At 48.2% G+C, this 26,052-nt stretch carries 27 protein-coding genes; 24 read left to right on the top strand and 3 right to left on the bottom strand.

Annotated elements, in window-relative coordinates; all coding sequences use genetic code 11:
* Window positions 1-106 precede the first annotated feature (106 nt).
* The 20 genes from G4O42_RS16835 (at window position 107) to G4O42_RS16740 (ending at window position 19,599) form a co-directional block, all read left to right on the top strand.
* On the top strand, window positions 107-1,279 hold the full coding sequence (locus tag G4O42_RS16835) for an ATP phosphoribosyltransferase regulatory subunit (protein WP_032876219.1): 1,173 nt from the start codon (window positions 107-109) through the stop codon (window positions 1,277-1,279).
* Window positions 1,272-1,913: an ATP phosphoribosyltransferase gene (gene hisG, locus G4O42_RS16830; protein WP_032876221.1), complete on the top strand. Its 642-nt coding sequence runs from the start codon at window positions 1,272-1,274 to the stop codon at window positions 1,911-1,913. Before G4O42_RS16835 ends, hisG begins: the two co-directional genes overlap by 8 nt.
* Window positions 1,910-3,223: a histidinol dehydrogenase gene (hisD, locus tag G4O42_RS16825; protein WP_032876224.1), complete on the top strand. Its 1,314-nt coding sequence runs from the start codon at window positions 1,910-1,912 to the stop codon at window positions 3,221-3,223. Before hisG ends, hisD begins: the two co-directional genes overlap by 4 nt.
* Complete coding sequence (hisB, locus tag G4O42_RS16820; RefSeq protein WP_007614023.1) at window positions 3,189-3,773, top strand: imidazoleglycerol-phosphate dehydratase HisB; 585 nt, start codon at window positions 3,189-3,191, stop codon at window positions 3,771-3,773. The genes hisD and hisB overlap by 35 nt, the downstream gene beginning before the upstream one ends.
* Entirely contained in the window at window positions 3,774-4,412 is a 639-nt protein-coding gene (hisH, locus tag G4O42_RS16815; RefSeq protein ID WP_029973526.1) for an imidazole glycerol phosphate synthase subunit HisH, read from the top strand.
* Window positions 4,409-5,146, top strand: a complete 738-nt coding sequence (gene hisA / locus G4O42_RS16810; protein WP_032876227.1) for a 1-(5-phosphoribosyl)-5-[(5-phosphoribosylamino)methylideneamino]imidazole-4-carboxamide isomerase — start codon at window positions 4,409-4,411, stop codon at window positions 5,144-5,146. The genes hisH and hisA overlap by 4 nt, the downstream gene beginning before the upstream one ends.
* Entirely contained in the window at window positions 5,143-5,901 is a 759-nt protein-coding gene (gene hisF, locus G4O42_RS16805; RefSeq protein WP_032876230.1) for an imidazole glycerol phosphate synthase subunit HisF, read from the top strand. Before hisA ends, hisF begins: the two co-directional genes overlap by 4 nt.
* The gene (gene hisIE / locus G4O42_RS16800; RefSeq protein ID WP_032876234.1) at window positions 5,898-6,518 is read left to right on the top strand and encodes a bifunctional phosphoribosyl-AMP cyclohydrolase/phosphoribosyl-ATP diphosphatase HisIE; all 621 of its coding nucleotides are present in this window, start codon (window positions 5,898-5,900) and stop codon (window positions 6,516-6,518) included. The genes hisF and hisIE overlap by 4 nt, the downstream gene beginning before the upstream one ends.
* A gap of 211 nt (window positions 6,519-6,729) precedes the next feature.
* Window positions 6,730-8,499, top strand: coding sequence for an ABC transporter ATP-binding protein (locus G4O42_RS16795; protein ID WP_032876237.1), 1,770 nt, complete (start codon window positions 6,730-6,732; stop codon window positions 8,497-8,499).
* A gap of 201 nt (window positions 8,500-8,700) precedes the next feature.
* A complete protein-coding gene (locus G4O42_RS16790; protein WP_032876958.1) occupies window positions 8,701-9,378 on the top strand; it encodes a response regulator transcription factor in 678 nt (225 codons plus the stop codon).
* Window positions 9,375-10,436: a sensor histidine kinase gene (locus G4O42_RS16785; protein ID WP_007407426.1), complete on the top strand. Its 1,062-nt coding sequence runs from the start codon at window positions 9,375-9,377 to the stop codon at window positions 10,434-10,436. The genes G4O42_RS16790 and G4O42_RS16785 overlap by 4 nt, the downstream gene beginning before the upstream one ends.
* Before the next feature lie 115 nt (window positions 10,437-10,551).
* Window positions 10,552-12,006 (top strand): tetratricopeptide repeat protein, encoded by a 1,455-nt coding sequence (locus tag G4O42_RS16780; RefSeq protein ID WP_032876240.1) that lies wholly within the window; start codon window positions 10,552-10,554, stop codon window positions 12,004-12,006.
* A gap of 396 nt (window positions 12,007-12,402) precedes the next feature.
* Window positions 12,403-13,809 carry a peptidoglycan DL-endopeptidase CwlO gene (cwlO, locus tag G4O42_RS16775; protein ID WP_032876243.1) on the top strand — a complete coding sequence of 469 codons (1,407 nt, stop codon included), beginning with the start codon at window positions 12,403-12,405 and terminating at the stop codon, window positions 13,807-13,809.
* Window positions 13,810-14,015: 206 nt separating this feature from the next.
* On the top strand, window positions 14,016-14,966 hold the full coding sequence (gene trxB / locus G4O42_RS16770) for a thioredoxin-disulfide reductase (RefSeq protein WP_007407423.1): 951 nt from the start codon (window positions 14,016-14,018) through the stop codon (window positions 14,964-14,966).
* Window positions 14,967-15,239: 273 nt separating this feature from the next.
* Window positions 15,240-15,707: an 8-oxo-dGTP diphosphatase gene (locus G4O42_RS16765; RefSeq protein ID WP_029325815.1), complete on the top strand. Its 468-nt coding sequence runs from the start codon at window positions 15,240-15,242 to the stop codon at window positions 15,705-15,707.
* Window positions 15,708-15,732: 25 nt separating this feature from the next.
* Entirely contained in the window at window positions 15,733-16,620 is an 888-nt protein-coding gene (gene rapZ, locus G4O42_RS16760) for an RNase adapter RapZ (RefSeq protein WP_012118535.1), read from the top strand.
* The gene (locus G4O42_RS16755) at window positions 16,617-17,570 is read left to right on the top strand and encodes a gluconeogenesis factor YvcK family protein (RefSeq protein ID WP_032876246.1); all 954 of its coding nucleotides are present in this window, start codon (window positions 16,617-16,619) and stop codon (window positions 17,568-17,570) included. Before rapZ ends, G4O42_RS16755 begins: the two co-directional genes overlap by 4 nt.
* Before the next feature lie 26 nt (window positions 17,571-17,596).
* Window positions 17,597-18,547 (top strand): DNA-binding protein WhiA, encoded by a 951-nt coding sequence (gene whiA / locus G4O42_RS16750; RefSeq protein ID WP_017418846.1) that lies wholly within the window; start codon window positions 17,597-17,599, stop codon window positions 18,545-18,547.
* A 23-nt stretch (window positions 18,548-18,570) separates the two neighbouring features.
* Complete coding sequence (locus G4O42_RS16745; protein ID WP_003151495.1) at window positions 18,571-18,828, top strand: HPr family phosphocarrier protein; 258 nt, start codon at window positions 18,571-18,573, stop codon at window positions 18,826-18,828.
* 24 nt (window positions 18,829-18,852) lie between these two features.
* Window positions 18,853-19,599 carry an arylamine N-acetyltransferase family protein gene (locus tag G4O42_RS16740; RefSeq protein ID WP_032876249.1) on the top strand — a complete coding sequence of 249 codons (747 nt, stop codon included), beginning with the start codon at window positions 18,853-18,855 and terminating at the stop codon, window positions 19,597-19,599.
* Between the two features lie 61 nt (window positions 19,600-19,660).
* Here the strand turns inward: G4O42_RS16740 and G4O42_RS16735 are convergent, their stop codons facing one another.
* Both G4O42_RS16735 and G4O42_RS16730 read right to left on the bottom strand, forming a co-directional pair.
* Entirely contained in the window at window positions 19,661-20,050 is a 390-nt protein-coding gene (locus tag G4O42_RS16735; RefSeq protein WP_223204413.1) for a ribonuclease, read from the bottom strand.
* Between the two features lie 203 nt (window positions 20,051-20,253).
* Window positions 20,254-21,219, bottom strand: a complete 966-nt coding sequence (locus tag G4O42_RS16730; protein WP_032876252.1) for a 2-hydroxyacid dehydrogenase — start codon at window positions 21,217-21,219, stop codon at window positions 20,254-20,256.
* Between the two features lie 400 nt (window positions 21,220-21,619).
* Between G4O42_RS16730 and G4O42_RS16720 the strand changes: the two genes are divergently transcribed.
* Window positions 21,620-22,201, top strand: coding sequence for a beta-class carbonic anhydrase (locus G4O42_RS16720; RefSeq protein ID WP_003151503.1), 582 nt, complete (start codon window positions 21,620-21,622; stop codon window positions 22,199-22,201).
* Between the two features lie 2 nt (window positions 22,202-22,203).
* On the top strand, window positions 22,204-23,793 hold the full coding sequence (locus G4O42_RS16715; RefSeq protein ID WP_029325817.1) for a SulP family inorganic anion transporter: 1,590 nt from the start codon (window positions 22,204-22,206) through the stop codon (window positions 23,791-23,793).
* A 44-nt stretch (window positions 23,794-23,837) separates the two neighbouring features.
* Here G4O42_RS16715 and G4O42_RS16710 read toward each other — a convergent pair whose 3' ends face one another.
* Window positions 23,838-24,158, bottom strand: coding sequence for a MazG nucleotide pyrophosphohydrolase domain-containing protein (locus G4O42_RS16710; RefSeq protein ID WP_003151506.1), 321 nt, complete (start codon window positions 24,156-24,158; stop codon window positions 23,838-23,840).
* A 115-nt stretch (window positions 24,159-24,273) separates the two neighbouring features.
* On the opposite strand from G4O42_RS16710, the gene G4O42_RS16705 reads away from it, so the two are divergent.
* On the top strand, window positions 24,274-24,849 hold the full coding sequence (locus G4O42_RS16705) for an LOG family protein (RefSeq protein ID WP_014418959.1): 576 nt from the start codon (window positions 24,274-24,276) through the stop codon (window positions 24,847-24,849).
* A 172-nt stretch (window positions 24,850-25,021) separates the two neighbouring features.
* Window positions 25,022-25,972 carry a LacI family DNA-binding transcriptional regulator gene (locus G4O42_RS16700; RefSeq protein ID WP_032876255.1) on the top strand — a complete coding sequence of 317 codons (951 nt, stop codon included), beginning with the start codon at window positions 25,022-25,024 and terminating at the stop codon, window positions 25,970-25,972.
* Window positions 25,973-26,052: the final 80 nt, after the last annotated feature.

Here is a 26,052-nt window from a genome sequence, read left to right as displayed (position 1 = left end):
ACATTGGGCGTTGCAATTCATTCTTTTATCTGCTAACATATTATCATATTAGCGAACTAAAGGATTCGGAATTTTCCTTCAGACAAAGCGGAGGTGTGAAAGGCAAATGTTTATGTTTGAGAAACCGCATGGCATGAGAGATACGCTGCCCGGTTTATATGAAGCAAAGAAAAAAGTCCGTTCCACACTGACGGATTTAATTGATAAATGGGGTTATCAGTTTATGGAGACGCCGACCCTTGAATTCTATGAAACAGTAGGCGTCCAGTCAGCCATTGAAGAACAGCAGCTGTTTAAGCTTCTCGACCAGGACGGAAAAACGCTTGTGCTTCGGCCTGACATGACCGGACCGATTGCCAGGGTGGCGGCGTCTAAGCTGCACAAACACAATCATCCGCTCAGAGCGGGGTACGCGGCAAGCGTCTATCGCGCTCAGGAGCGGGAAGGCGGACGCCCGGCCGAATTTGAACAGGTCGGCGCGGAGCTGATCGGCGACGGATCAACAAGCGCGGACGCCGAGGTGATTGCGCTGGCGGCCGGCGCTTTGAAAAACGCGGGATTGCACCAATTTAAAATCGCGATCGGCCATGCCGGACTCGCAGATGAGCTGTTTGTCGAGGTTTTGGGCAATGCCGAACGGGCGGATGTTCTGCGGCGCTTTCTCTTTGAAAAGAATTACGTGGGATACAGGGAACATGTCAAATCGCTTCCGCTTTCTTCAATAGACAAAAGCCGGCTGCTCGCACTTCTGGAATTGCGAGGCGGGAAAGAGATCTGCGCCAAGGCGGAGGAGATCATCGGCATCTCCGGACAAAGCTTGATTCAGGAGCTGGAAGACCTGTGGGACATTCTTGAGGATTACGGATGTGCCGAGCATATTCGCCTTGATCTGAATATGGTAAGCCATATGAGTTATTACACGGGAATTTTATTCGAAGTGTATGCGGCCAATGTCGGTTTTGTCATCGGAAGCGGCGGACGCTATAACAATCTACTCGGCCATTTCGGCAGCCCCGCTCCCGCCACGGGTTTCGGGCTCCGTATCGACAGGCTGATTGAAGCGCTCGGCATCCAGGAAGAAACTAGTGAAGCGGACGCCGTGATTTTCAGCAAGGAGCAGCGGGCGCAGGCCATTTTATTCGCGGAGGAAGAAAGGGCGAGAGGCAGAAAAGTCGTCCTGCAGGATCTGGCGGGCATTGAAAATATCGATCATATGACAAAATCATTCGCAAACGTCACATACTTTATCGGTGCCAGAAAGGAAGAGCAGAATGGGTAAGGTACTCACAATGGCAATGCCAAAAGGACGGATATTCGAAGAAGCGGCCGGGTTGCTGCGGCAGGCCGGGTACAGGCTGCCCGAGGAGTTTGAAGAATCGAGAAAGCTGATCATTGACGTTCCTGAAGAAAATCTCCGCTTTATTCTGGCAAAGCCGATGGATGTGACGACTTATGTCGAGCATGGCGTCGCTGATGCCGGTATTGCCGGAAAGGATGTCATGCTTGAGGAAGAGCGTGACGTGTATGAGGTGCTCGATCTGAAAATCAGCAAATGCCATCTCGCCGTTGCGGGGCTTCCCGGAGCGGATTGGAACGGAGTCGCCCCGAGGATCGCGACGAAATATCCGAATGTTGCGTCAAGTTATTTCAGAGAGCAGGGCGAGCAGGTGGAAATCATTAAGCTGAACGGTTCGATTGAATTGGCGCCTTTAATCGGGCTTGCTGACAGAATCGTAGATATCGTATCAACCGGGCGGACATTAAAGGAAAACGGTCTCGTTGAATCAGAACATATTTGTGACATCACATCGCGTTTTATCGTCAATCCGGTCAGCTACCGCATGAAGGATGATGTAATCGACGAAATGGCGGCCAGGCTGGCCAAGGTTGTGGAAGGAGAAACGGCAAAATGAAAATAACCGCAATAAATAGAAGCGAGCGGTTCTCACTGAAGCGTTCCATCGACAGCGGAACCGAAGAGCAGCGGAAAACCGTCAGGGGGATTATTGAAGACGTCAGACAAAACGGTGACAAAGCCGTTTTGGCCTATACAAAAACATTTGACGGCATCAGCCTGAACCAAATGGCCGTGAGCGCAGAGGAAATCACCGAGGCATACCGTCTGCTTGATGATCAGCTGCTGGAAGTGATCAGACAGGCGATTGCCAATATTAAAGAATATCACGAACGCCAGCTGCAATCCTCTTGGTTTTACCATCGCAAAGACGGCACGATGCTCGGGCAGAAAATAACGGCGCTCGATTCCGCGGGCGTATATGTGCCGGGCGGGACGGCCGCTTATCCGTCTTCCGTTTTAATGAATGTCATCCCCGCTCTCGCTGCGGGAGTGGAACGGATCGTTCTCGTCAGTCCTCCGGGAAAAGACGGCCGCCTTTCACCGGGCGTTCTGGCCGCGGCGTCTGAGCTCGGCATAAAGGAAATTTACAAAGCGGGAGGCGCACAGGCGATTGCCGCGCTCGCTTACGGAACTGAAACGATACAGCCTGTTGATAAGATCACGGGCCCCGGAAATATATTTGTGGCGCTCGCAAAGCGCGAAGTCTTCGGCGTTGTGGATATTGACATGATTGCCGGGCCCAGTGAAATCGTGGTTCTGGCAGACGATACGGCGGTGCCCAAAGAAGTCGCCGCTGACCTGCTTTCACAGGCCGAACACGATACGCTCAGCTCAAGCGTGCTTGTCACCGACTCACGGAAGCTTGCAGAAGCGGTAGCCGATGAAGTGGATAAACAGCTTCAGACGCTGCCGCGTAAAGAAATCGCCGAAGCGTCGATCAGGGATCACGGCCGCATTTATATCGCGGAATCGATGGAAGATGCAGTGGACACGGTGAATGCGCTGGCGCCCGAGCATTTAGAAATCATGACGCATTCGCCGGAGGCTTTGCTTGGAAGCATCCGACACGCGGGAGCGATTTTCTTAGGACGATACAGCGCTGAACCGGTCGGCGATTATTTTGCCGGACCGAATCACGTTTTGCCGACAAACGGAACGGCGCGGTTTTCAAGCCCGTTGAATGTAACAGATTTTCAAAAGAAATCGAGCATCATCTCATACAGCCGGAAGGCTTTTGAAACACACGCGGACAGCATTTCCGCCTTCGCGAGACTGGAAGGGCTTGAAGCGCACGCAAGATCGATTGAAGCGAGAAACGGAGGAATGACCGATGAGAAAAGCGGAACGCGCCAGAACAACAAATGAGACGGATATTAAGCTGGCTTTCGAAATAGACGGAGAAGGAAAAGCCGACATCAGCACGGATGTGCCGTTTATGACTCATATGCTTGATTTGTTCACAAAGCACGGGCAATTCAATTTAACTGTTGACGCAAAAGGCGATACGGAGATAGATGATCACCATACGACTGAAGATATCGGCATCTGTTTAGGGCAGGCTTTTTTGGAGGCGCTCGGTGATAAAAAAGGGATCAAACGGTACGGATCAGCGCTTGTGCCGATGGACGAAGCGCTCGCCCAAGTCGCCGTAGACCTGAGCAACCGGCCGCACCTTGAGATGCGCGCTGCATTTCCGCAAGCGAAAGTCGGAACGTTTGATACCGAGCTGGTACATGAATTCCTATGGAAACTGGCGCTGGAAGCGAGAATGAATCTGCACGTCATCGTTCATTACGGCACGAATACTCATCATATGATAGAAGCCGTGTTTAAGGCGCTTGGCAGAGCGCTTGATGAAGCGTCATCCATTGATCCGCGCGTCAAGGGTGTGCCGTCTACGAAAGGAATGCTGTAAATGATCGGTGTAATTGATTACGGCATGGGCAATTTATTCAGCGTATCGAAGGCGCTGGAACGCGTCGGCGTCCCGTATGTCGTATCAGACCGGCCGGAAGAGCTTGAAAAAGCGGATGCTTTTATTCTTCCCGGTGTCGGATCATTCAGTGATGCCATGGACAATTTACGCAGCACAAAGCTTGATCAATTCATACACCGTATGGTTGACGAGGGTAAGCTGCTCCTCGGCATCTGCCTCGGCATGCAGCTCATTTTCGAGGAAAGCACCGAAAACGGCTCTGCAAAAGGACTTGGTTTATTAGCCGGAAAAGCTGTGAGACTCAAAGACAGAGATGCCGAAGGAAACAAGCTGAAGGTGCCGCATATGGGCTGGAACCGGCTGACGTTTCACCAAACGTCTCCTTTGCTTTCGGAAGCGGAAGAAGGCTTCGTTTACTTTGTCCATTCCTATTATATAGACGGGATGGAAGACGGCGATCTTCTGGCAAGCGCTGAGTACGGCGTTCGTGTTCCGGCGGTCGTCGGGAAACGCAATGTCTTCGGTGCACAGTTTCACCCGGAAAAAAGCGGTACGGCCGGAATGGCGATTTTAACGCAATTTACAAAAATGGCAGCGGAACAGAAGGTGAAGAAATGAACGCTTTTACATTATATCCGGCAATCGATATGAGAAACGGCAAATGCGTCCGCCTCATCCAAGGCGATTACGGCAAGGAAACGATATACGGTGACTCTCCTTTAGACATGGCGGCGCAATTTGCACAAGAAGGTGCCGAGTGGATTCATCTCGTGGATCTTGACGGCGCGAAAGCAGGCAGGAAAGTAAACGACAGGCATGTTCTTGACATTGCGCGGCAGCTTGATATCAAAGTCGAGATCGGCGGCGGGATCCGTTCTGAAGCGGATGTGTACGGTTATTTATCACAAGGTGTTGATCGTGTCATTCTCGGCAGCTCGGCCGTATCCGATCCGGCATTCGTGAGGAGCATGCTGAAACAATACGGCGGCAAAATCGCGATCGGCCTTGATGCAAGGAACGGATATGTCTCCACGGAAGGCTGGCTGGAAACATCCTCGGTAAGGGCGGCCGATCTGGGCCGTGAATTGGCGGCCGAAGGAGCGGAAACCTTCATTTTCACGGATATTGCAACTGACGGCATGCTGTCAGGACCGAACATCGAAAGCACCGTTCAGCTCGCAAAAGCAACGGGAAAAAACGTCATCGCTTCAGGCGGAGTCAGCTCAGTCGCCGATCTCAAAGCACTGGCCCGCTTCAAAGACGCCGGCGTATCGGGAGCGATTATCGGAAAAGCGCTGTATACAAAACAATTTTCATTGGCTGAAGCGCTCAGCGGGGTGAAGGACGCATGATCACGAAACGAATCATTCCGTGTCTCGATGTGAAAGAAGGACGCGTCGTCAAAGGCATTCAATTTCTCGGGCTGAAAGATGCGGGCGATCCTGTCGAGCTGGCCGAAGCTTACGACAGGGAGGGCGCTGACGAACTTGTTTTTCTCGACATTTCCGCCTCTCACGAAGGCCGCAAGACGATGACAGACGTCGTAGAACAGGTTGCGGCAAAACTGGCGATTCCGTTTACGGTCGGCGGCGGGATCAATCAATTAAGCGATATGAAACGAATGCTTCGCGCCGGCGCTGATAAAGTATCCGTTAATACAGCGGCCGTCCTCCGCCCCGAGCTGATTACGGAAGGAGCGGATTTTTTCGGCTCGCAATGCATCGTCGCGGCGATTGACGCAAAGTATGACGAAGATTCGGATTGCTATAAAGTGTACACACACGGCGGCAGAAAGAAAACCGAGTGGGAAGTCACGGCCTGGGCAAAAGAAGCCGTCAGCCGGGGAGCGGGTGAAATCCTGCTGACAAGCATGGACGCAGACGGTGAGAAAACAGGCTTTAATCATACGCTCACACAGCTTGTCACACGTGCCGTCCCGGTGCCCGTCATTGCGTCAGGGGGAGCCGGCAGCGCGCTCCATATGCTTGAAGCCTTCACGATCGGTGAAGCGGACGCCGCGCTTGCAGCTTCCATTTTCCATTACAAAGAGACATCTATAAAAGAAGTGAAAGATTATATGAAGAAACACGGGGTGAATGTGAGATGAAACGGGCAGATGAACTGCGGTTTGACGAGGCCGGACTGATTCCCGCCATCGTACAGGATGCGGCAAGCAAAGAAGTGCTGACACTGGCTTATATGAATCGTGAATCCTACGAAAAAACGATAGAAACGAAAGAAACCTGGTTTTACAGCCGTTCACGCGGGGAGCTGTGGCATAAAGGAGCGACATCAGGGAATACCCAAAAGGTGAAAGCCATCCGTTATGACTGCGATCAAGATGCCCTCATCGTGCTTGCGGAGCCCTCAGGACCCGCCTGCCATAAGGGAAGTTACAGCTGCTTTTCTCCGGAAAAAGCGGACGCGCAGGATCGTTTCGGCATCTTAAACGAACTGGAAAGCGTAATCGCCAAACGGCAGGCGGAGATGCCTGACGGAGCCTACACAACGTATCTGTTTCGGGAAGGCGTCGATAAAATCCTCAAAAAAGTCGGCGAAGAAGCCGCAGAGGTTATTATCGCCGCGAAAAACCGCGACCATGAAGAATTAAAATGGGAAGCGGCGGATTTGCTGTATCATTTGCTCGTTCTTCTGCGTGAGCAGTCGCTTCCTTTGGACGACGTGCTTGACGTCCTTGCGAAACGCCATTCAGCATCTGAGTAAAACAAACCTCACGGAGAGATCCGTGAGGTTTTTAATCTGTCAAACTTAAACATTCAATTAAATATTTCTTATTTCCGCAACCGGAGGCAGATGAATTTGATAATATTGACTAATAGAGTTTATTTTGGTTTTTATCAAAAATATACGTTTTGTTCATATTCCGTTCATGCACATCCGTTATAGTATAAACAGTGATATAGGAGGAAAACATATGCCGAATAAACAACCAAAACCTAAAGGGAAATTCAGTTCATTCTTTTCATTAGTCAAAAAAACAAAACCATCATACGGTATGCTGGCCTTCGCGCTGTCTCTCAGTATTGTGACAACGCTCGTCAGCCTGCTGATTCCGCTGTTGACAAAACAGCTCGTTGACGGCTTTTCCATGTCGTCGCTGTCAGGCGTGCAAATCGGAATCATCGCAGCCGTGTTTATCGTACAGGCCGCATTAAGCGCCTACGCCACCTATGCCCTGAACTACAGCGGCCAGAAAATCATCTCGGGACTGCGTGATTTATTGTGGCAGAAATTAATTAAACTGCCCGTCTCTTATTTTGACAAAAACGCCACAGGAGAAACGATCAGCCGTGTCACCAATGACACAATGGTGGTAAAAGAGCTGATCACAAACAATATCAGCGGATTTATTACCGGAATCATTTCCGTTATCGGGTCACTGACGATCTTATTTTTCATGAACTGGAAGCTCACATTGCTCGTGCTGATCGTCGTGCCGCTGGCTGCGGTGATTTTAGTGCCGATCGGCCGGAAAATGTTTAAAATTTCTCGGGAAACACAGGATGAAACGGCGAAATTCACCGGATTATTAAACCACATCCTCCCGGAAATCAGGCTTGTAAAAGCGTCAAACGCTGAAGAAGCGGAATACGGACGCGGAAAAGCAGGCATCATGGCGCTCTTTAAACTCGGGCTGCGTGAAGCGAAGGTGCAGTCGCTCGTAGGCCCGCTTATTACACTTGTATTAATGGCGGCGCTGGTCGCTGTCATCGGGTACGGCGGGATGCAGGTGTCATCCGGTGAATTGACAGCCGGCGCACTCGTTGCCTTTATCCTGTATTTGTTTCAGATCATTATGCCGATGGGCCAGATCACTTCATTTTTCACACAGCTTCAAAAATCCATCGGCGCAACGGAACGGATGATTCATATTCTTGCAGAAAAAGAAGAAGATATCCAAACCGGAAAAGCCATTGAAAACGCGGATCAGCCGATTAAGCTTGAACAAGTCTCATTCGGCTACAAAACAGATCAAACCATCTTAAAAGACATTACGGCTACGATTGAGGCCGGCAAAGTCACCGCGATCGTCGGACCGAGCGGCGGCGGAAAAACAACGTTATTTAAGCTGCTTGAACGATTCTACAATCCGACTGCGGGCAGCATCCTGCTCGGAAATGAACCGATTGATGCGTATTCCCTTGAGTCATGGCGGGAGCATATCGGCTACGTGTCGCAAGAAAGCCCGTTAATGTCAGGCACCATCCGCGACAATATCTGCTACGGATTAAAACGCGAAGTGACAGATGAGGAACTGAGGCAAGCGGCCGACATGGCCTACGCCCTGCAATTTATTGAAGACTTACCGAAGAAATTTGAAACCGAGGTCGGTGAGCGGGGAATTATGCTGTCAGGCGGACAGCGCCAGCGCATCGCCATTGCCAGAGCGCTCCTTCGCAACCCGAGCATTCTGATGCTTGATGAAGCGACATCAAGTCTGGACAGCCAATCTGAAAAATGGGTGCAGCAGGCGCTCGAAGTCTTAATGAAAGGGCGCACCACGATTGTGATTGCCCACCGTTTATCCACGGTTGTGGATGCAGATCAGCTTCTCTTTGTCGAACAGGGTGAAATCACCGGACGGGGCACACACCATGAATTAATGGCATCCCATTCGCTGTACCGCGATTTTGCAGAGCAGCAGCTGAAGCTGAATGCCGACTTAGAAAACAAAGCTGTGTAAAGCAAGACTTTATGAATAAAAAGCAGCTGAAAAAGCTGCTTTTTATTTTGCAGCCGGAGTCCTGTTCATACGGGTGTACGGTCGGTAACGATGAAGAGCCAAGCCATAAGCGTGTATGCCGGTACAGGAGACAATGAAAAAATTCGGTTTATAGACATCATGTCGATTCATGAAAAGAAAAAAGCAGAAGGAGGGATTTTCATGGCTGTCATATTGGTTGCGGATGACGACCGCCATATCCGTGAGCTTGTCCGCCTTATGATGGAGCAGAGCGGTTTTGACGTCGCAGAAGCGGAAGACGGGGAAGCGGCGGTGCGGCTGATCGAATCAGTACCTATAGACCTCATCATACTGGATGTGATGATGCCGAAAATGGACGGGTTTGAAGTCAGCGAAGCCGTCCGCAGCTTTACGGACATTCCGATTTTGATGCTGACGGCAAAAGGCGAAACGCTGGACAAAGTGCAAGGTTTTACTTCCGGAGCGGATGATTATCTCGTCAAACCATTTGAGCCGCTCGAGCTGGAAGCAAGGGTCAAAGCATTGCTGAAACGGTACCGGATCACCGCTGAAAAACTGCTGACCATCGGAACGGTCACATTAGATAAGCAATCCCGCACCGTAACGCGCGGCGGCGGAGCGGGATTAACATTGCCCCGGCGTGAATTTGAGCTTTTATTTAAGCTCGCCGGTTATCCGAATAAGACGTTTTCAAGAGAACAATTAATAGAAGATATTTGGGGCTTTGATTATGAAGGTGACGAGCGGACGGTTGATGTGCATGTTAAAAGGCTGAGGGAACGATTTCCGGAAAAGGACTATCCGTTTGCCATCCATACGGTGCGGGGGCTCGGGTATCGGTTTGTGGTGACAGAATGAAACGGATCTTCAGAACGGCTGGAAAAATCATCATCCTTCTCACCGTCACCGCATTCTTATGGCTGGCGGCTCACCTGATCGTTCAGGGTTTCGGTCTCATATGGCCGATTTTGCTTGTTCCGTACGCCGAGCAGATTCTGACGCTTTGGCTTGTTTTCGGCCTGCTGTTTGTAACGATGTTTATTTTTTCAAAGTCAGCACGTGAAAGGCATCATGCGATCTGGGATTCGCTGACCGCCACGATTAAGCAAATGTCGAGCGGCAACTTCACAGCGGCCGCTTCCCGGAAAATGGAGAAGATTGAGCGGAACCACCCCGTGACGAAATTAGCTGATGAACTGTCGACACTCGCCGCGGAACTGAGTGAAATGGAAAAACTGAAACAAGAATTTATTTCGAACGTTTCCCATGAAATCCAAACCCCGCTCACTTCATTAAAGGGCTACGCACATCTTCTGAAAAAACCGGATTTATCATATGAGGAGCGGGGGCGCTACTTACACATCATCGAGACAGAAACAGAACGATTATCAAAAATCAGTGAAAATCTGCTGAAGCTCACTGCGCTCGAACGCCAAACCGAACCGATACAAAAAAAACCGTTCCGCATTGACAAACAGCTGCGGCGCACCATATTGACCTGTGAGCCTGAATGGTCCGCCAAACAGATTGAGTTTCTCATTGATTTACAGGAGTCGTATGTGTACGGAGATGAAGCACTGCTCAGCCAAGTATGGATGAATCTGATTCACAATGCCGTGAAATTTACCGGTGAAGGCGGCCGCATTTCCGTTAAAATTGCAGATCTGCCGGGAGCGGCGGCTGTCGAAATCGCCGACGACGGAATCGGAATGGAGCCTGAACAGGCGGAGCGTGTATTTGAACGGTTTTATAAAGCGGACAAGGCGAGAAACGCAGGGGGAAGCGGGCTCGGCCTGTCCATCGCCCAAAAAATCGCAGAGCTGCACGGCGGTTCGATAGAGGTTGAGAGCAAACGCGGCGAAGGAACCCTTTTCCGTGTCATTCTTCCAGCCGAGCCTCGTGAAAAAAACAGCTAAAATCTGGTCGAACCAGCCAGTAAAAAACGAAGCCGATCCTGTCTTTTGAACTATTGAGGTGAAACCGTTTTATGGTATACTACTGACGGTAATACGTATAAAACGGAGGATATTTGTGGGAAAACACACTTCTGAACAGAAAAAGCACGCGCAAATTGTCCAGCTGCTTCAGGATGGACAATATTTTTTTCATAAAGGCTTAAAAGCATATAAAGAGCGGAATTTAAAGCGGGCCAGCAAACTGATTCAGCGGGCCGTCCACCTCGAGCCGAATGATTCCGAAATGCTGTCCCGGCTGGCCGTCATTTATTCTGAAATGGGCCACTACCAGCAGTCAAATGAGCTGTTCGACTTTATTTTGGTGAACCTGAAAGAAGAAATGCCCGAGTGTCATTACTTTAAAGCGAATAATTTCGCGCATTTGGGACTCTTTCAGGAAGCATACAAAGAAGCGGCGGCTTATTCAGATGCCGATCCGGACGGGGAATTCAGCGAAGAGATTGAAAATCTGATGGAGCTTTTGGATTTCGGTGAAGCGGGTGAAGACGAATCGCTCTACGACCAGGATGAGCTGCTGATCAGGCAGGACCGGGCAAAAACGCTTCTTGAGAGCGGCCAGCTTCATGAAGCGGTTGTCATGCTTGAAGAGATTACGGCCGATTACCCCGAGCTTTGGTCTGCATACAACAATCTGGCGCTCGCTTACTTTTACTCAGGCAATGTCACAAAAGCGAAACAAACGGTATTCGAAGTGCTTGAGAAAAATGAAGGCAATCTCCATGCCCTGTGCAACCTCCTTGTATTCTGCTATTACGAGAGAGAAGATGAAAAAGTCGGAGAATTGAGCGGAAAACTCGCCAACGTGTATCCGATTTTATTCGAACAGCGCTATAAGCTGGGAGCGACGCTTGCGCTTGTCGGCAGACATGATCTCGGTTATAAATGGCTCCGTTCTCTTTACAAAAGCGGGTTCGAAGGCGACGACACGTTTTATTATTGGCTGGCCGCCTCAGCCTACGGGACAGGCCGCACAGAATTTGCGGAAACCATTTGGAAAAAGGCCGAAGCCGAATTTCCCGAATCAGACCGGCCCGCGCCTTGGGCGGAGCGGCAGGAACCGCTGCCTGCTTCACTTGAACAGCGGCTTGCCGCCTATTATATCAGCAGCGCTGAAGGAGAGCGGGACCAGCTTGAAAAAGTTCTGACGGCAAAACGCGCCGTTTCACCGTTTGAACAAGATTTCGTCAGACTGCTGCTTTCCGGTGAAAAAGGCGCTTCTGGCGTCTCCGGTGATGCGGTGTTCACGTATCGGACGGTCAAGCTTCTGGAGAAAGCGGAAGCCGACAGTTTAAAAACTGACGTCATGAGCTGCTGGGTTTTTCACGTCATTCAGCACATCCGCGCCGCCGCTGCCGTACAGAATGAGCGGGCATGGGCAGCAGCCATCGCATATGTATGGAAAGAAGCAAACGGCGAAAAAACGACGAAAAAAGAAACAGCAGCCGTTTACGGTATAACGCCGGCAACCCTTTCGAAATACATCAGACAAATAGACGATATTTTAGAATAAAACCGATTCTTTCTATATAAAGAGTCGGTTCTTTTTTTATCAGAAAAGGGCAAAACAGAACTTTACCGCCGAAAAAAGAGGTATTCATACGTATTTTTTTGCTTTTCGAATCGAAATCAGGCCGTAATCACCGTTTATTTTGCAAAATATGAGATTTGCAATCACATTGAAATATAACTGTAATAAAAATTGTCGAAACATGATGGTATAATGAGTCTCGTACATAAGAGATTAGTTTATTTTACATGTGCTGTATAATCTATACCAATTTAAAAGATTTAAAGATTCATACATAAAAATCATCAGCCTCACGGGTATGTGAGGGAGCGTAACTTTGATGTTCATAATAGAATTCCAAATGAGAACAGGTTTAAAGTAAAAGGGAGGAAAGAAAAAGTGAAAAAGAGTTTATTAACACTTGGTTTGGCTTCCGTCATCGGGACAAGCAGTTTTTTGATCCCGTTTACAAAAACTGCATCGGCGGAAACATTAGACAGCAAAAAAGCAAAAATCGAAAGCAAGCAATCTGAGGTGGCTTCAAGCCTTGAAGCAAAAGAAAGAGAATTGTCTAAGCTTCAGGACAAGCAGGCTAAGATTGAAAAAGAACTGAAAGACATTAACGCTAAAGCGTTGGATACAAGCAATAAAATCGAAGATAAAAAAGCTGAAAACGAAAAAACGAAAAAGCAGATCGCTGATTTGAAAAAAGAAATCAAAGAAACAGAAGCGCGTATTGAAAAACGCAATGAAATCCTGAAAAAACGCGTTCGTTCTTTACAGGAAAACGGCGGTTCTCAAGGATACATAGATGTTCTTTTAGGGGCGACAAGCTTCGGAGACTTCATTTCCCGTGCGACTGCGGTATCTTCTATCGTTGATGCGGATAAAGACCTGATCAAACAGCAGGAGCAGGATAAAGCGAAACTCGAAGATGCAGAAGCTGAACTTAACGTGAAGCTGAAAAAAGTTCAAGATGATCTTGCGAAACTCGAGTCTATGCAAAAAGACCTGAACAAACAGCTTGATCAGAAAGACAAGCTTTTCGACGAAGCGAAAAACGGCCAGAAAAAAGCGGCTTCCGCTATCTCTGATCTGAAAAAAGAAGCATCAAAGCTTGCAAACGAAAAAGCTGACACTGAAAAAGAACAGAAGCGTATTAAAGCTGAGCAGGCTGCAGCAGCTGCCCTGATCAAAAAACAGGAAGAAGCGCAAAAAGCTTCTGAAGACCAAAACCAAAAAGATGACAGCCAGCCGGCACCGGCGGTTAAAACTGTGAAAAAAGCGGCTGTTTCAACATCATCTGATGACAGCTCAAGCAAACCGAAGAGCACTTCAGGCGGATCATCTCATAACAGCGGCGGTTCAGATGATTCTGACGGCGGATCTGTTATTTCAAATTCAGGCGGTATTGAAGGCGCGATCAGCGTAGGATCAAGCCTTGTGGGTCAATCCCCGTACAAGTTCGGCGGCGGACGCACTCAATCTGATATTAACAACCGTATTTTTGACTGCTCTTCATTCGTACGCTGGGCTTATGCTAACGCAGGCGTTAACCTCGGACCTGCAAGCGGCACAAACACAGATACATTAATCGGAAGAGGTAAAGCAGTAAGCGCGTCTGACATGAAACGCGGAGACTTAGTATTCTTCAATACGTATAAAACAAACGGCCACGTCGGCATCTACTTAGGTAACGGAACGTTCCTGAACGATAATACATCACACGGTGTATCCATTGATTCTATGAGCAACCCTTACTGGAAGAAAGCATTCAACGGCAATGTAAGACGTGTCGTGCAATAATGAATAAGACAAGGGCCTTCTATCCCGGAAGGCTCTTTCTTTATTTGTATACCCGCTCAGGAGCTGCCTAATCACGGTTTTTCAGAAAAATGAGCAAAAAAATAGCGAATTGCTCTCAGATTTAATAGGATATGGGTAAGGAATACGATTGATGGGGATTCTTAGTCATATAGGGTGCGCCCCATTTCGAAAAGGAGTGAATCATGGTGTCAGAAGAAAAAATTTATGATGTGATCATTATCGGCGCGGGTCCGGCGGGGATGACCGCTGCTGTTTACACATCACGAGCGAACTTATCCACATTAATGATCGAAAGAGGAATTCCGGGCGGCCAGATGGCCAACACGGAGGATGTTGAAAACTATCCGGGTTTTGAAAGCATTCTCGGCCCTGAACTTTCTAATAAAATGTTTGAACATGCGAAAAAATTCGGTGCGGAATATGCGTACGGCGATATCAAAGAAATCGTTGACGGCAAAGAATATAAAACGGTCAAAGCCGGTTCAAAAGAATATAAAGCGCGCGCCATCGTCATTTCTGCCGGAGCGGAATACAAAAAGATCGGCGTTCCCGGCGAAAAAGAACTGGGCGGCCGCGGCGTATCGTACTGCGCGGTTTGTGACGGCGCGTTCTTTAAAAATAAAGAGCTTGTCGTTGTCGGCGGCGGAGACTCCGCCGTTGAAGAAGGCGTCTATCTGACACGCTTCGCTTCAAAAGTCACCATCGTTCACAGACGTGACAAATTGCGGGCGCAAAGCATTCTTCAGGCGCGTGCCTTTGACAATGAGAAAATTGACTTCAAATGGAACAAAACCGTAAAAGAAATCCATGAGGAAAACGGAAAAGTCGGCAGACTTACTCTTGTGGATACCGTGACGGGAGAAGAGGAAGAATTCAAAGCTGACGGCGTCTTTATTTATATCGGTATGCTTCCGCTTTCTAAACCGTTCGAAAACTTGGGCATCACAAATGAAGAAGGCTACATTGAAACAAACGCTCAAATGGAGACAAAAGTTCCAGGCATTTTCGCCGCGGGAGACATCCGTGAAAAAACGCTCCGCCAGATCGTAACGGCGACAGGCGACGGAAGTATTGCGGCTCAAAGCGTTCAGCATTATGTGGAAGAGCTTGAGGAAACGCTCAAAACCGTTAAATAATCACTGTAATGTTCAGTTTTTGAATCGTTACTGTGTTTTAATTACGCTGTAACACGGGTGAAATACTGATGTTTTAAGATGAATGTAGTAATTGACCCCCTTTTTAATGAATACACTTTGGCACGGATTCCAGTATCCGTGCCCTTTTTTTGCGATTTTCTGTTTTCTGTCAAATAAAAGAAAAGGATGTCGGTGTCTCTGCATTGTGAGAGACATGCCGAAACGGTATAATGAAGAGACGATGATTTGTTGAGAAGGTTAGGTGACGTACTTGTGCAAAGAGTGACAAATTGTGTGCTGCAGACAGATGATCAGGTTCTCCTTCTCCAAAAGCCGAGACGGGGCTGGTGGGTCGCGCCTGGCGGGAAGATGGAAAGCGGCGAGTCCGTCAGAGATTCCGTCATCAGAGAGTACAGAGAAGAGACGGGCATTTATATACTAAATCCGCAGTTAAAAGGCGTATTTACCTTTATTATTAAGGAACAGGAACAAATCGTGTCAGAGTGGATGATGTTTACTTTCGTCGCCGACTCCTACACGGGGCGGAATGTCGCTGAATCAGAGGAAGGCGTTCTGAAGTGGCATGACGTAAAAGATATCCACAGCCTTCCGATGGCCCCCGGAGACGGGCATATCCTTGATTTTATGATCAAGGGCCAAGGGCTTTTGCACGGCACCTTTACGTATACGCCGGACTTCGAGCTGCTCAGCTATCGTTTAGATCCGCAGTTTATTAAATAAAAGAAAGACCGCAGGGGGGAGAAAGATGAGTATGAATGAAAACCATGATATTCAGCTCGTCATCATTACGGGAATGTCTGGAGCGGGGAAAACCGTCGCCATTCAAAGCTTTGAGGATCTCGGCTATTTTTGCGTCGACAATCTGCCGCCTTCCTTGCTGCCGAAATTTTTGGAGCTGATGAAAGAATCAAGTTCAAAAATGAGCAAGGTCGCGCTTGTCATGGATCTGCGGGGACGTGAATTTTTTGACAGGCTGATTGAGGCGCTGGATGAAATGGCGGAAAATCCGTGGATTACACCGCGCATTCTCTTTTTAGACGCTAAGGATTCCATCCTTGTGACGAGATACAAAGAAACGAGGCGTTCTCACCCGCTGGCCGCTACCGGGCTTCCTCTCGAAGGAATCGCGCTGGAACGCCAGCTGCTTGAAGAATTGAAAGGGCGCTCTCAGCTGATCTATGACACATCGGATATGAAACCGCGTGATCTGCGTGAAAAAATCGTGGCGCATTTCGCCACGAACCAAGGTGAAACATTTACAGTGAACGTAATGTCATTCGGGTTCAAATACGGGCTTCCGATAGATGCCGACCTCGTGTTTGATGTAAGGTTTCTGCCGAATCCGTTCTACATTGAAAGCATGAGGCCGCTTACGGGGAAAGATGAGGAAGTGTCATCCTATGTGATGAAGTGGAACGAAACACAAAAGTTTATTGAAAAGCTTGTTGATCTGCTCGGCTTTATGCTTCCGTCTTATAAGCGGGAAGGTAAAAGCCAGCTTGTCATCGCGATCGGCTGTACGGGCGGCCAGCACCGCTCCGTCACGCTCGCTGAGTATTTGGCTGACTATTTTAAAAAAGATTTCTATACTCATGTCACTCACCGGGACATTGAAAAGAGAAGCCGGAAATGAATAAGAAGCCGAAAATCGCAATCTTCGGCGGCGGAACGGGTCTGTCCGTGCTGCTTCGGGGGTTAAAGCATAAGCCCGTTGATATTACGGCGATTGTGACAGTTGCTGATGACGGCGGAAGTTCAGGCCGTCTGCGGGATGAACTTCAAATTCCGCCGCCGGGTGACATTCGTAACGTACTGGCCGCTTTGTCAGATGTTGAGCCGCTCGTTGAAAATCTGTTTCAGCACCGTTTCAACAAAGGAAGCGACTTAACCGGACATTCGCTCGGCAATTTGATTTTGGCAGCGATGACAAATATAACCGGTGATTTCTTTCACGCTGTCACCGAAATGAGCAAGGTGCTGAATGTCCGCGGCAGAGTGCTGCCGGCTGCCAACACCAGTGTCGTTCTTCACGCTGAAATGGAGGACGGGCAGGTCGTCTCCGGAGAATCGACAATCCCTTCTTACGGCCAGCGGATTAAACGGGTGTTTCTTACGCCTGAAAAAATTGATCCGCTCCCGGAAACGATTGACGTCATCCGTCAGGCCGATTTAATCATTATCGGTCCGGGAAGCCTGTACACAAGCATTCTTCCGAATCTGCTCGTACCGAAAATCGGAGAGGAAGTCGTCAAGGCTGCGGCCAAAAAAGTATATATATGCAACGTCATGACACAGCCCGGAGAGACGCTGCAATACAGTGCGGCCGACCATGTCAAGGCGCTGAACGATCATATGGAGCAGCCGTTTATCGACACGATCTTAATCAACAATGAGGAGATCCCTGACGAAATCAAAAACAAATATGCGAAAGAGCTGGCCCGGCCCGTCGACTTCAATGTTGAAAAGCTGAAATCCATGGGGCTTGAGGTCATCAGGGATCAGATTATCACGTATAAAAATGGCGTAATCCGTCACGATACACATAAAGTGGCTTCTCTTCTTGTCGATTTATTAAGGGACTAGAGGCCTTTTGAAATGAGGTGGCTAATATGTCATTTGCATCGGAAACAAAAAAAGAACTGACGAATCTGGAAGTGAAGGACTGCTGCGCCAAGGCGGAGCTGTCCGCGCTGATTCGGATGAACGGTTCCCTGTCATTTTCAAACCGCCATCTCGTGCTTGACGTTCAAACCGAAAATGCGGCGATTGCCCGCCGCATTTATACATTGCTGAAGAAACAATATGATGTATCGGTCGAACTGTTAGTCAGAAAAAAAATGCGGCTGAAAAAAAACAATGTTTATATTGTGCGCTTTTCTGAAAATGCAAAGCTGATTTTAGAGGAATTGAAAATCCTCGGGGAGAACTTTATATTTGAACGGAATATTTCTGAGGAACTGGTGGCGAAACGGTGCTGCAAACGTTCTTATATGAGAGGGGCGTTTTTGGCGGGGGGGTCTGTGAATAATCCCGAAACATCGTCGTACCACTTGGAAATCTTCTCGCTTTATAAGGAACATAACGATTCATTATGCGCGCTGCTGAATGAATTTCATCTGAACAGCAAAACGCTTGAACGGAAAAAAGGCTATATTACGTATTTAAAAGAGGCGGAAAAAATCACTGAATTTCTGAATGTCATCGGCGCTCACAATTCACTGCTGCGTTTTGAAGATGTGCGGATTGTCAGAGATATGAGAAACTCAGTGAACCGCCTCGTCAATTGTGAAACAGCAAACTTAAACAAAACCATCGGGGCTTCGCTCAGACAGGTGGAAAATATTAAATACATTGATGAACGGATCGGTCTTGAAGCGCTGCCGGAAAAGCTTCGCGAAATTGCGCAGCTGCGGATTGATTATCAGGAGGTCACGCTGAAAGAACTGGGGGAAATGGTTGCAAGCGGGAAAATCAGCAAATCCGGCATCAATCACAGGCTGAGAAAGCTCGATGAAATCGCAGAACAGCTGCGTACAGGACAAAGCATCACTTTGAAATAACCGTACAGAAAAGGGGAGATCTTATGGTTCAGGGGAAAGTGGAAGTGCGTTTAAAGACGGGATTGCAGGCGCGCCCCGCTGCATTGTTTGTACAGGAGGCAAATCGTTTTGCATCAGATGTGTTTCTTGAGAAAAACGGCAAGAAAGTGAATGCCAAAAGCATTATGGGATTAATGAGTCTGGCTGTCAGCACGGGGACGGAAGTCACTCTGATCGCTGAAGGCGATGATGAAAAGGAAGCGCTGGAAAAGTTGTCCGCTTATGTGCAGGAAGAAGTGTAAACACTTTGTAAGGGGGACGGAACGATGAATGAGTTTCTGAAAGATTGTTATCAAACGATAGGCTGGGAAAAGGATTCCCTCGATTTCAGCAACCTGCCGGAGTTTTTAAAGGCGCTCGCGTATCGGTTTCCGTTTGAAAATCGCGCGGTTTTGTCCAAAAAAGAATATGACGTCACGAAAGAAGGACTGTGGCGGCACATGGTGAAGGAACCTCATGGCGGCCTTTGCTATGACTTGAACGGACTGCTTTATTTCATCCTGAAAGATGCCGGATTGGATGTCAAATTGATCCGCGGAACGGTCTGGAAAAACGGCTGGGCGCTGCCCGGCACACATGCGGCCGTACTTCTTTCCGCCGGGGAGAATGAGTACATCGCTGATGCAGGCTTCGGCCTCAATCTCGCCATGCAGCCTGTGCCGATGTCGGGAGACGAGACGGTATCAGCGGCCGGAGCGTTCCGCGTGAGGATAGAAGAGACGGAATTCGGAACATACCTGCTTGAAATGAACAAAGGGGACGGCTGGCAGACAGGTTACGCATTTTCGCTTGAAGAAATCGATGAAAAGGACCTCAAGTCTATGAAACAAACAATCTTTGAACATGAACGCTCTCCTTTCAACAAACGCCTGCTTGCTTCTAAGCGGACACCGGAAGGCCACATGGTTCTGTCTGAACGCAATATAACAATAAAAAAACACGATGGCACGGCGGAAAACAGCAGAATAGACCGGTCAGAGTTTGAAGAAAAATTTACTGCTCATTTTATATGAAGCTCGCAGGTTCTCTGCAAAAAAAAACGGCCTCCGCAGGGAAGCCGTTTTTTGTATATGTTTATCTCATTTTTGTAAAGGTTTTATAATGATCTGTCGTCTTATAAATCAGCCAGTCGCTTGAGTAAAGAATCCGGTCTGAATTTCTGAAGCCTGATGTATAGTTAATATCCGCTTCACGCCACGTCCGTCCGCTTTTGGCAGGGAGTTTGCCTTCCCTGTTTGAGAAGATGTCTCCGCCGATGCTTTTCCCCGGAGCGACGTCTGCAAGATTCCCCTTTGATGCAACCCAGCCGAGGGCCTGCGCTTCTGACTTTGTAATGTAATTATCAGGAAGCTTATGATAGGTCTGAAGATAATCCGCAACCCCGTCAAACGTGTTGATAACCTGTGCTTCAGTGTGCGCCTTGTGAGAAGATGTATCCGTCTTGGCAGCCGTGGAAAACAGCATCCCCGCCGCGGAGAACAGCACCAGCAAACAAACGGAAATCCACGATAATCGTTTTTTCAAAGCAATACCTCCCATTTTTATCATGTGAAGCTGATTCCTTTTCATTGTATCAGCATCGAGAGAAAGGAATAGAAAGAATTTAAAAATAGTACTTTTGATCTAGCGAAAAATAAACCCCGGCTGAAAGGCCGGGATTTTTCATCTCATTGAAATTCCTTCGTGAGGTTTTTCGGCGTTTTTCCGTATACGGCGTCAATCATGTTTTGTGCGGCTTGCTTGAACATATTCAAGCGGATTTTTGCCGTTGCTGACCCAATATGCGGAAGCAATGTGACGTTTTCCAGCTGCAGGAGCGGATTGTCTTCGGCGATCGGCTCTTTTTCAAACACATCTAAACCGGCGCCTTTTATCCAGCCCTCCTGCAATGCGCGGATGAGCGCTTTCTCATCAACCGTCTTTCCCCGGGAAATATTGACGAAATATGCCGTATCTTTCATCAATTTAAATTCCCGCTCTCCCATCATATGATACGTTTCGTCAGTAAGCGGCGTAATTAAAAGCACAAAGTCTGATGTTTTCAGCAGTGTATCTAAGTCGCCATATGTAACCCCGAGTTCCTTCTCAGCATCCGGTTTTCTGCTGCGGTTATAATACAGCACGTCCATATCGAAGCCGAATTTTGCCCGTTTGGCAGCTTGTTCACCGATTCTGCCCATGCCGATAATTCCTAATGTCTGATGGTGGACATCCATACCGAAAAGAGATTCTTCCTCAACGGTTCCCCATTTGCCGGCGCGGACGAATCGATCCAATTCGGCAACCCGTCTGGCGGAAGACAGGATTAATGAAAAAGCCAGATCAGCGACAGTGTCATCTAAGGTGTACGGCGTATGCGTGCCGACAACCCCGCGTCTTTTCATTTCTTCAATATTAAAATTATCATAGCCGACTGAATTATTGCTGACGACCTTCAGCTTCGGCGCGTGATCCAGCAAATCACTGTCAATCGCCGTTCCGGATGTCAGCAGCCCTTCAGCATCTTTCATTTTTTCGTACAGTTCCTCTTTTGGAATGGTATCTTCTTTCCAGATGTCATATCGGCAATGCTCGCCTATCATTTGTTCGACTTCCGGCGGTATCGGTTTCGCGATGAATACATAGGGTTTCAACGGGCTTCTCCTCCTTTGTCTTTCTTCTCTATTTTATTATATAAGAGAAGCGGTAACGTGAGAAATATTCAAACGCATTACGATAAATTTCTGGTTCTTTTGAACTTAAAATGAAAGAAAAAGAAATGTACATGCTTGATTTCTCCAAACAATAACAGAATCCGCCTATATTTCTGAAGGCAAAATGAGCGGAACCGCTGTTTTCAAAAGCTTTATAGGTTGGTGTAAAGATAAATTTTATTATTTTTGAAAGATATAAATGAACATAATCTGAATTTACAGTCAAATTATCGTGTCTTTTGTTGAAAGCGCTTTTGAGGCCTTTTTCTGTGCTATAATTCCTTACTGTAAGCTGGGTAAGAAGGCTTGCAATACAATCGGATGGGAGATGAATAGAAAAATGGTTTCTTTATCAAGCATTTTGGAGCACAACCAGCAGTTTGTCCAAGAAAGGAAATATGAACCTTACCAAACGACAAAATTCCCGAAAAAAAAGCTTGTCATCGTATCCTGTATGGATACAAGGCTGACGGAGCTTCTGCCGCAGGCGATGGGACTCAGAAACGGCGATGCCAAAATCATAAAAAACGCGGGAGCCATTGTTTCTCACCCATTTGGAAGTGTGATGAGGAGCATTTTGGTTGCCGTTTATGAACTGCAGGCAGAGGAAGTCTGCATCATAGGTCACCGCGAGTGCGGAATGTCGGGATTGAATGCGGCTTCCATATTAAATAAAGCAAAAGAGCGCGGCGTTGAGGACAAATGTCTCAGCCTTCTGCAGCATGCGGGAGTCGATTTGGAAACATGGCTGACCGGTTTTCACAGCGTCGAAGAAAGCGTGGCTCACAGCGTGAATATGGTCAGGCATCATCCGCTCTTGCCTGAAGAGGTGCCGGTGCACGGGCTGGTGATCGATCCGGGGACGGGGACGCTGGATGTTGTCGTTGACGGTTATGAAACAGTCAAAGGAGGATGCAGCTGACGATGCAATTTACCGGCAGATATCAGGGATACAATTTGCAGAAATTTCAGAAAGACCTAATCGCAGGAATTGTGGTCGGAATTGTAGCGATTCCATTGGGAATGGCCTTTGCCATCGCTTCGGGGGTCGGTCCGGAATACGGGCTTTACACCGTTATTGTGGCCGGAATTCTGATTTCGCTGTTGGGCGGCTCTAAATATCAGATCGGCGGGCCTACGGGGGCGTTTGTTCCCATTTTATTTGCCATTGTGATGCAGTATGGTTTTGAGAATTTACTTGTAGCCGGTTTTATGGCAGGCGTCATGCTCGTCCTGTTTGGCGTATTTAAGCTCGGAAAGATTATGAAATTCGTGCCGAAGCCGGTGATCGTCGGATTTACGGCCGGAATCGCGGTGCTGATTTTCTCGGAGCAGATTGCCCATTTTCTCGGTCTGCGCGATATTCAAAAGCATGAAAGCTTTATCCTCAACATTGCAGAAATCGGCAAGAAGCTCGGAACCTTTAATTTGTACAGCATCCTCATCGCGGGAATTGCTTTGGCCATTTTGCTGTTATCAGCCAGGCTGATGCCGAAGATTCCGGGCGCGCTTGTGGCGCTGCTTGTCTCTACAGCCGCGGCGGTGGTGTTTTTCCCTGACAAAATGGCGACAATCGGTTCTGCTTACGGGGAAATCCCGCGGCAGCTTCCGGCTTTCCAGCTTCCGGATTTCTCAATCGATAACATGATCATGATGTTTCCGTCGGCTCTGATCATTGCGCTTCTCGGCGGACTTGAGTCCATATTATCGGCGATGGTCGCGGACAATATGAAAGGATCACGGCATGACAGCAATAGGGAGCTTGTCGGGCAGGGCATCGCCAATATGGCAGCGCCGCTTTTCGGCGGCATACCGGCAACGGGAGCGATTGCGCGGACCGCAACAAATATTAAAAACGGCGCAGTTTCTCCGATTTCCGGTGTTGTCCACGGAGTCACCGTCCTCCTCGTCCTGCTCGTCTTCGCCCCGCTTGCCGTTCACGTACCGCTGGCAAGCATGGCGCCGGTATTGATGGTTGTGGCTTGGAACATGAGTGAGCGGAGGGAAGTCGCCAATATGATGCGGCTGAAAAACACTGATTCATTCGTACTGGCGGCAACCTTTTTACTGACGGTTCTGTTTGATTTAATCATCGGCGTTTCTGCCGGTCTCGTGCTCGCTTTTGTTTTCTTTATCAGAAAAATGAGCGAATCAACAAGCATCAAAACACCGCATGCCGCTGTCAAATCGGTTAAAAATGATTCATCCGTCAGCACATATTCCATTGAAGGGCCGCTGTTTTTCGGTTCAATTGATTCACTGGAATCATCGCTGCTGGAGAGGCTTCAGGAAAAGCCGAAGACGCTTATTCTGCTGATGAATAATGTGCATTACATGGATACCTCCGCAGAAGCGGTGCTGGGGAATGTGATGAACCGGATCAAACGGCATAACGGGAGATTGATGATCGTCGGATTGCAATCACAGCCGAGAGAGCTGATCCGAAAGACGGGGCTGTTTCATAAAATCGGGAAACAGCATTTCTTTGAGCATCAGGACGAGATAACAGGATAAATTCAGATACGGCCTGTCCATGAAAATGCGGACAGGCCGTGTTTTTATTCGGTTTCAAAGCGCTTGATCAGTTTTTCCTGATGGGCTTTCATCGCATCTTCTAACGTGATTCCGTACTTATCGGCAAGGATAGCCAGATTTCCGAGGACGTCACCCATTTCTTCAATCAGCTCCTGCCTGCGTTCAGCCTGGGTTGCGTCCTTTTCATCCGGCCGGTCTCTGCCGATTTCATATGCTCTTACCGCCCGGGCGAGCTCACCCGCCTCTTCCATTAAAAAGCCGATTCTGATAAATGGTCCGTACGCCGTCCATCCTCGTTTTTCATAAAAATCTTTCGTCCATTGTTCTGCTTCAGCCATCTGCATGTGAAACACTCCTTATGTCCTGTATGATTCTTATTGATATTATCATATAGAGATGGGACAATATATAGTGTATTTTGATTTATTGATGTACATATATAGATACGGAGATGAAAAAATGAAAACCATTTGTGTATTTGCGGGGTCAAACCCGGGGGTAAATGAAGAGTACAAACGCAAAGCGGCCGAACTGGGTGAATATATGGCGGAGCAGGGAATCGGCCTTGTTTACGGCGGCTCACGGGTCGGTCTGATGGGAACCGTCGCCGACGCGTTAATGGCAGGCGGCGGAAAAGCTGTCGGCGTCATGCCGAGCGGGCTGTTCAGCGGAGAGGTTGTTCATCAGAATCTGACGGAGCTGATTGAAGTCAGCGGCATGCATGAGCGGAAAGCGAAAATGAGTGAACTTGCCGACGGGTACATTGCCATGCCCGGCGGCTTCGGAACATATGAAGAGTTATTTGAAGTGCTGTGCTGGGCGCAAATCGGCATTCATCAAAAACCGATCGGACTGTACAATGTGAACGGGTATTTTGAGCCAATGATGAAGATGGTCAAGTACAGCATTCAGGAAGGATTTTCGAATGAGTCTCATTTAAAACTGATACACAGTTCCTCCCGGCCGGATGAGCTGATTGAGCAGATGAACAATTACTCGTACCCGATCCTTCAGAAAAAATGGACGGAAATATAAAAAAGAGCCATCTGGCATGTGTGTGAGTGCCGGGCGGACTTCATTAAAATCGAGTGTATTTGACAATGTGAGATTTCCTTAGGGAAATCTTTTTTTATGTCCAGATTACCATCGTAGTATAATTTAACTAATTCGGATTGGCTATCTAAGCAAAAGCGGAAGGAGACGGAAAATGGCGACGTTGTCAGATGTGGCTAAGAGAGCGAATGTTTCGAAAATGACGGTGTCACGTGTGATTAATCACCCTGATACGGTAACAGATGAACTGAAAAAGCTCGTTCATTCCGCAATGAAAGAGCTGAATTACATCCCTAATTATGCGGCAAGAGCGCTTGTGCAAAACAGAACACAGGTTGTCAAATTGCTGATTCTTGAGGAAATGGATACGACCGAACCCTATTACATGAACTTGCTGACCGGAATCAGCCGGGAGCTGGATCGCCATCATTATGCTTTGCAGCTTGTGACAAGAAATTCACTCAATATCGGGCAATGCGACGGCATTATTGCCACCGGCTTAAGAAAGGCCGATTTTGAATTTGTCATCAAAGCTTTTGAAAAGCCGTTAGTCGTATTTGGAGAAAATGAAATGGGCTATGATTTTGTCGATGTGAATAACGAAAAAGGGACTTTTATGGCAACCCGCCAAGTCATGGGGCTGGGGGAGCGTGAGGTTGTCTTTTTCGGCATTGATTTGGATGAGCCATTCGAACGCTCAAGAGAACAGGGGTATATTCGGGCGATGAAAGAGAGCTGCAGAGAAACGAAGCTGTTTCGGATCGCTAACAGTTCAAAAAAAAGCGAAAGCCTGGCAAGAGAAGTTTTGAAAACGCTCGGCCGGCAAGCCGCGTTTGTCTGCGCCACCGACCGAATCGCGCTCGGGGTCATTCGTGCGGTGCAGTCACTCGGAAAACGAATTCCCGAAGATGTGGCCGTTACTGGAAATGACGGTGTTTTTCTTGACCGCATTTCCTCCCCGCGGCTGACTACGGTCAGACAGCCGGTTGTGGAAATGGGAGAGGCCTGTGCGAAAATGCTGCTGAAAAAAATGAATGAAGGCGGCGCAGCTCAAGGTCATTTGTTTTTTGAACCGGAGTTAATTGTGCGGGAATCAACTTTGTGAAAGCTTGATTCTGTTATCGGTAACAAGAGAAAAACGATTGCCTCTCCCGATTTCATCATGCTACCTTCAAAGCATAAGCC

This window comes from Bacillus sp. LUNF1 (assembly GCF_011008975.1).
GTDB classification, from domain to species: Bacteria; Bacillota; Bacilli; order Bacillales; family Bacillaceae; genus Bacillus; species Bacillus velezensis.
The sequence above is the reverse complement of the archived record's forward strand: the minus strand, read 5'-3'. Positions and strand labels throughout refer to the sequence as shown.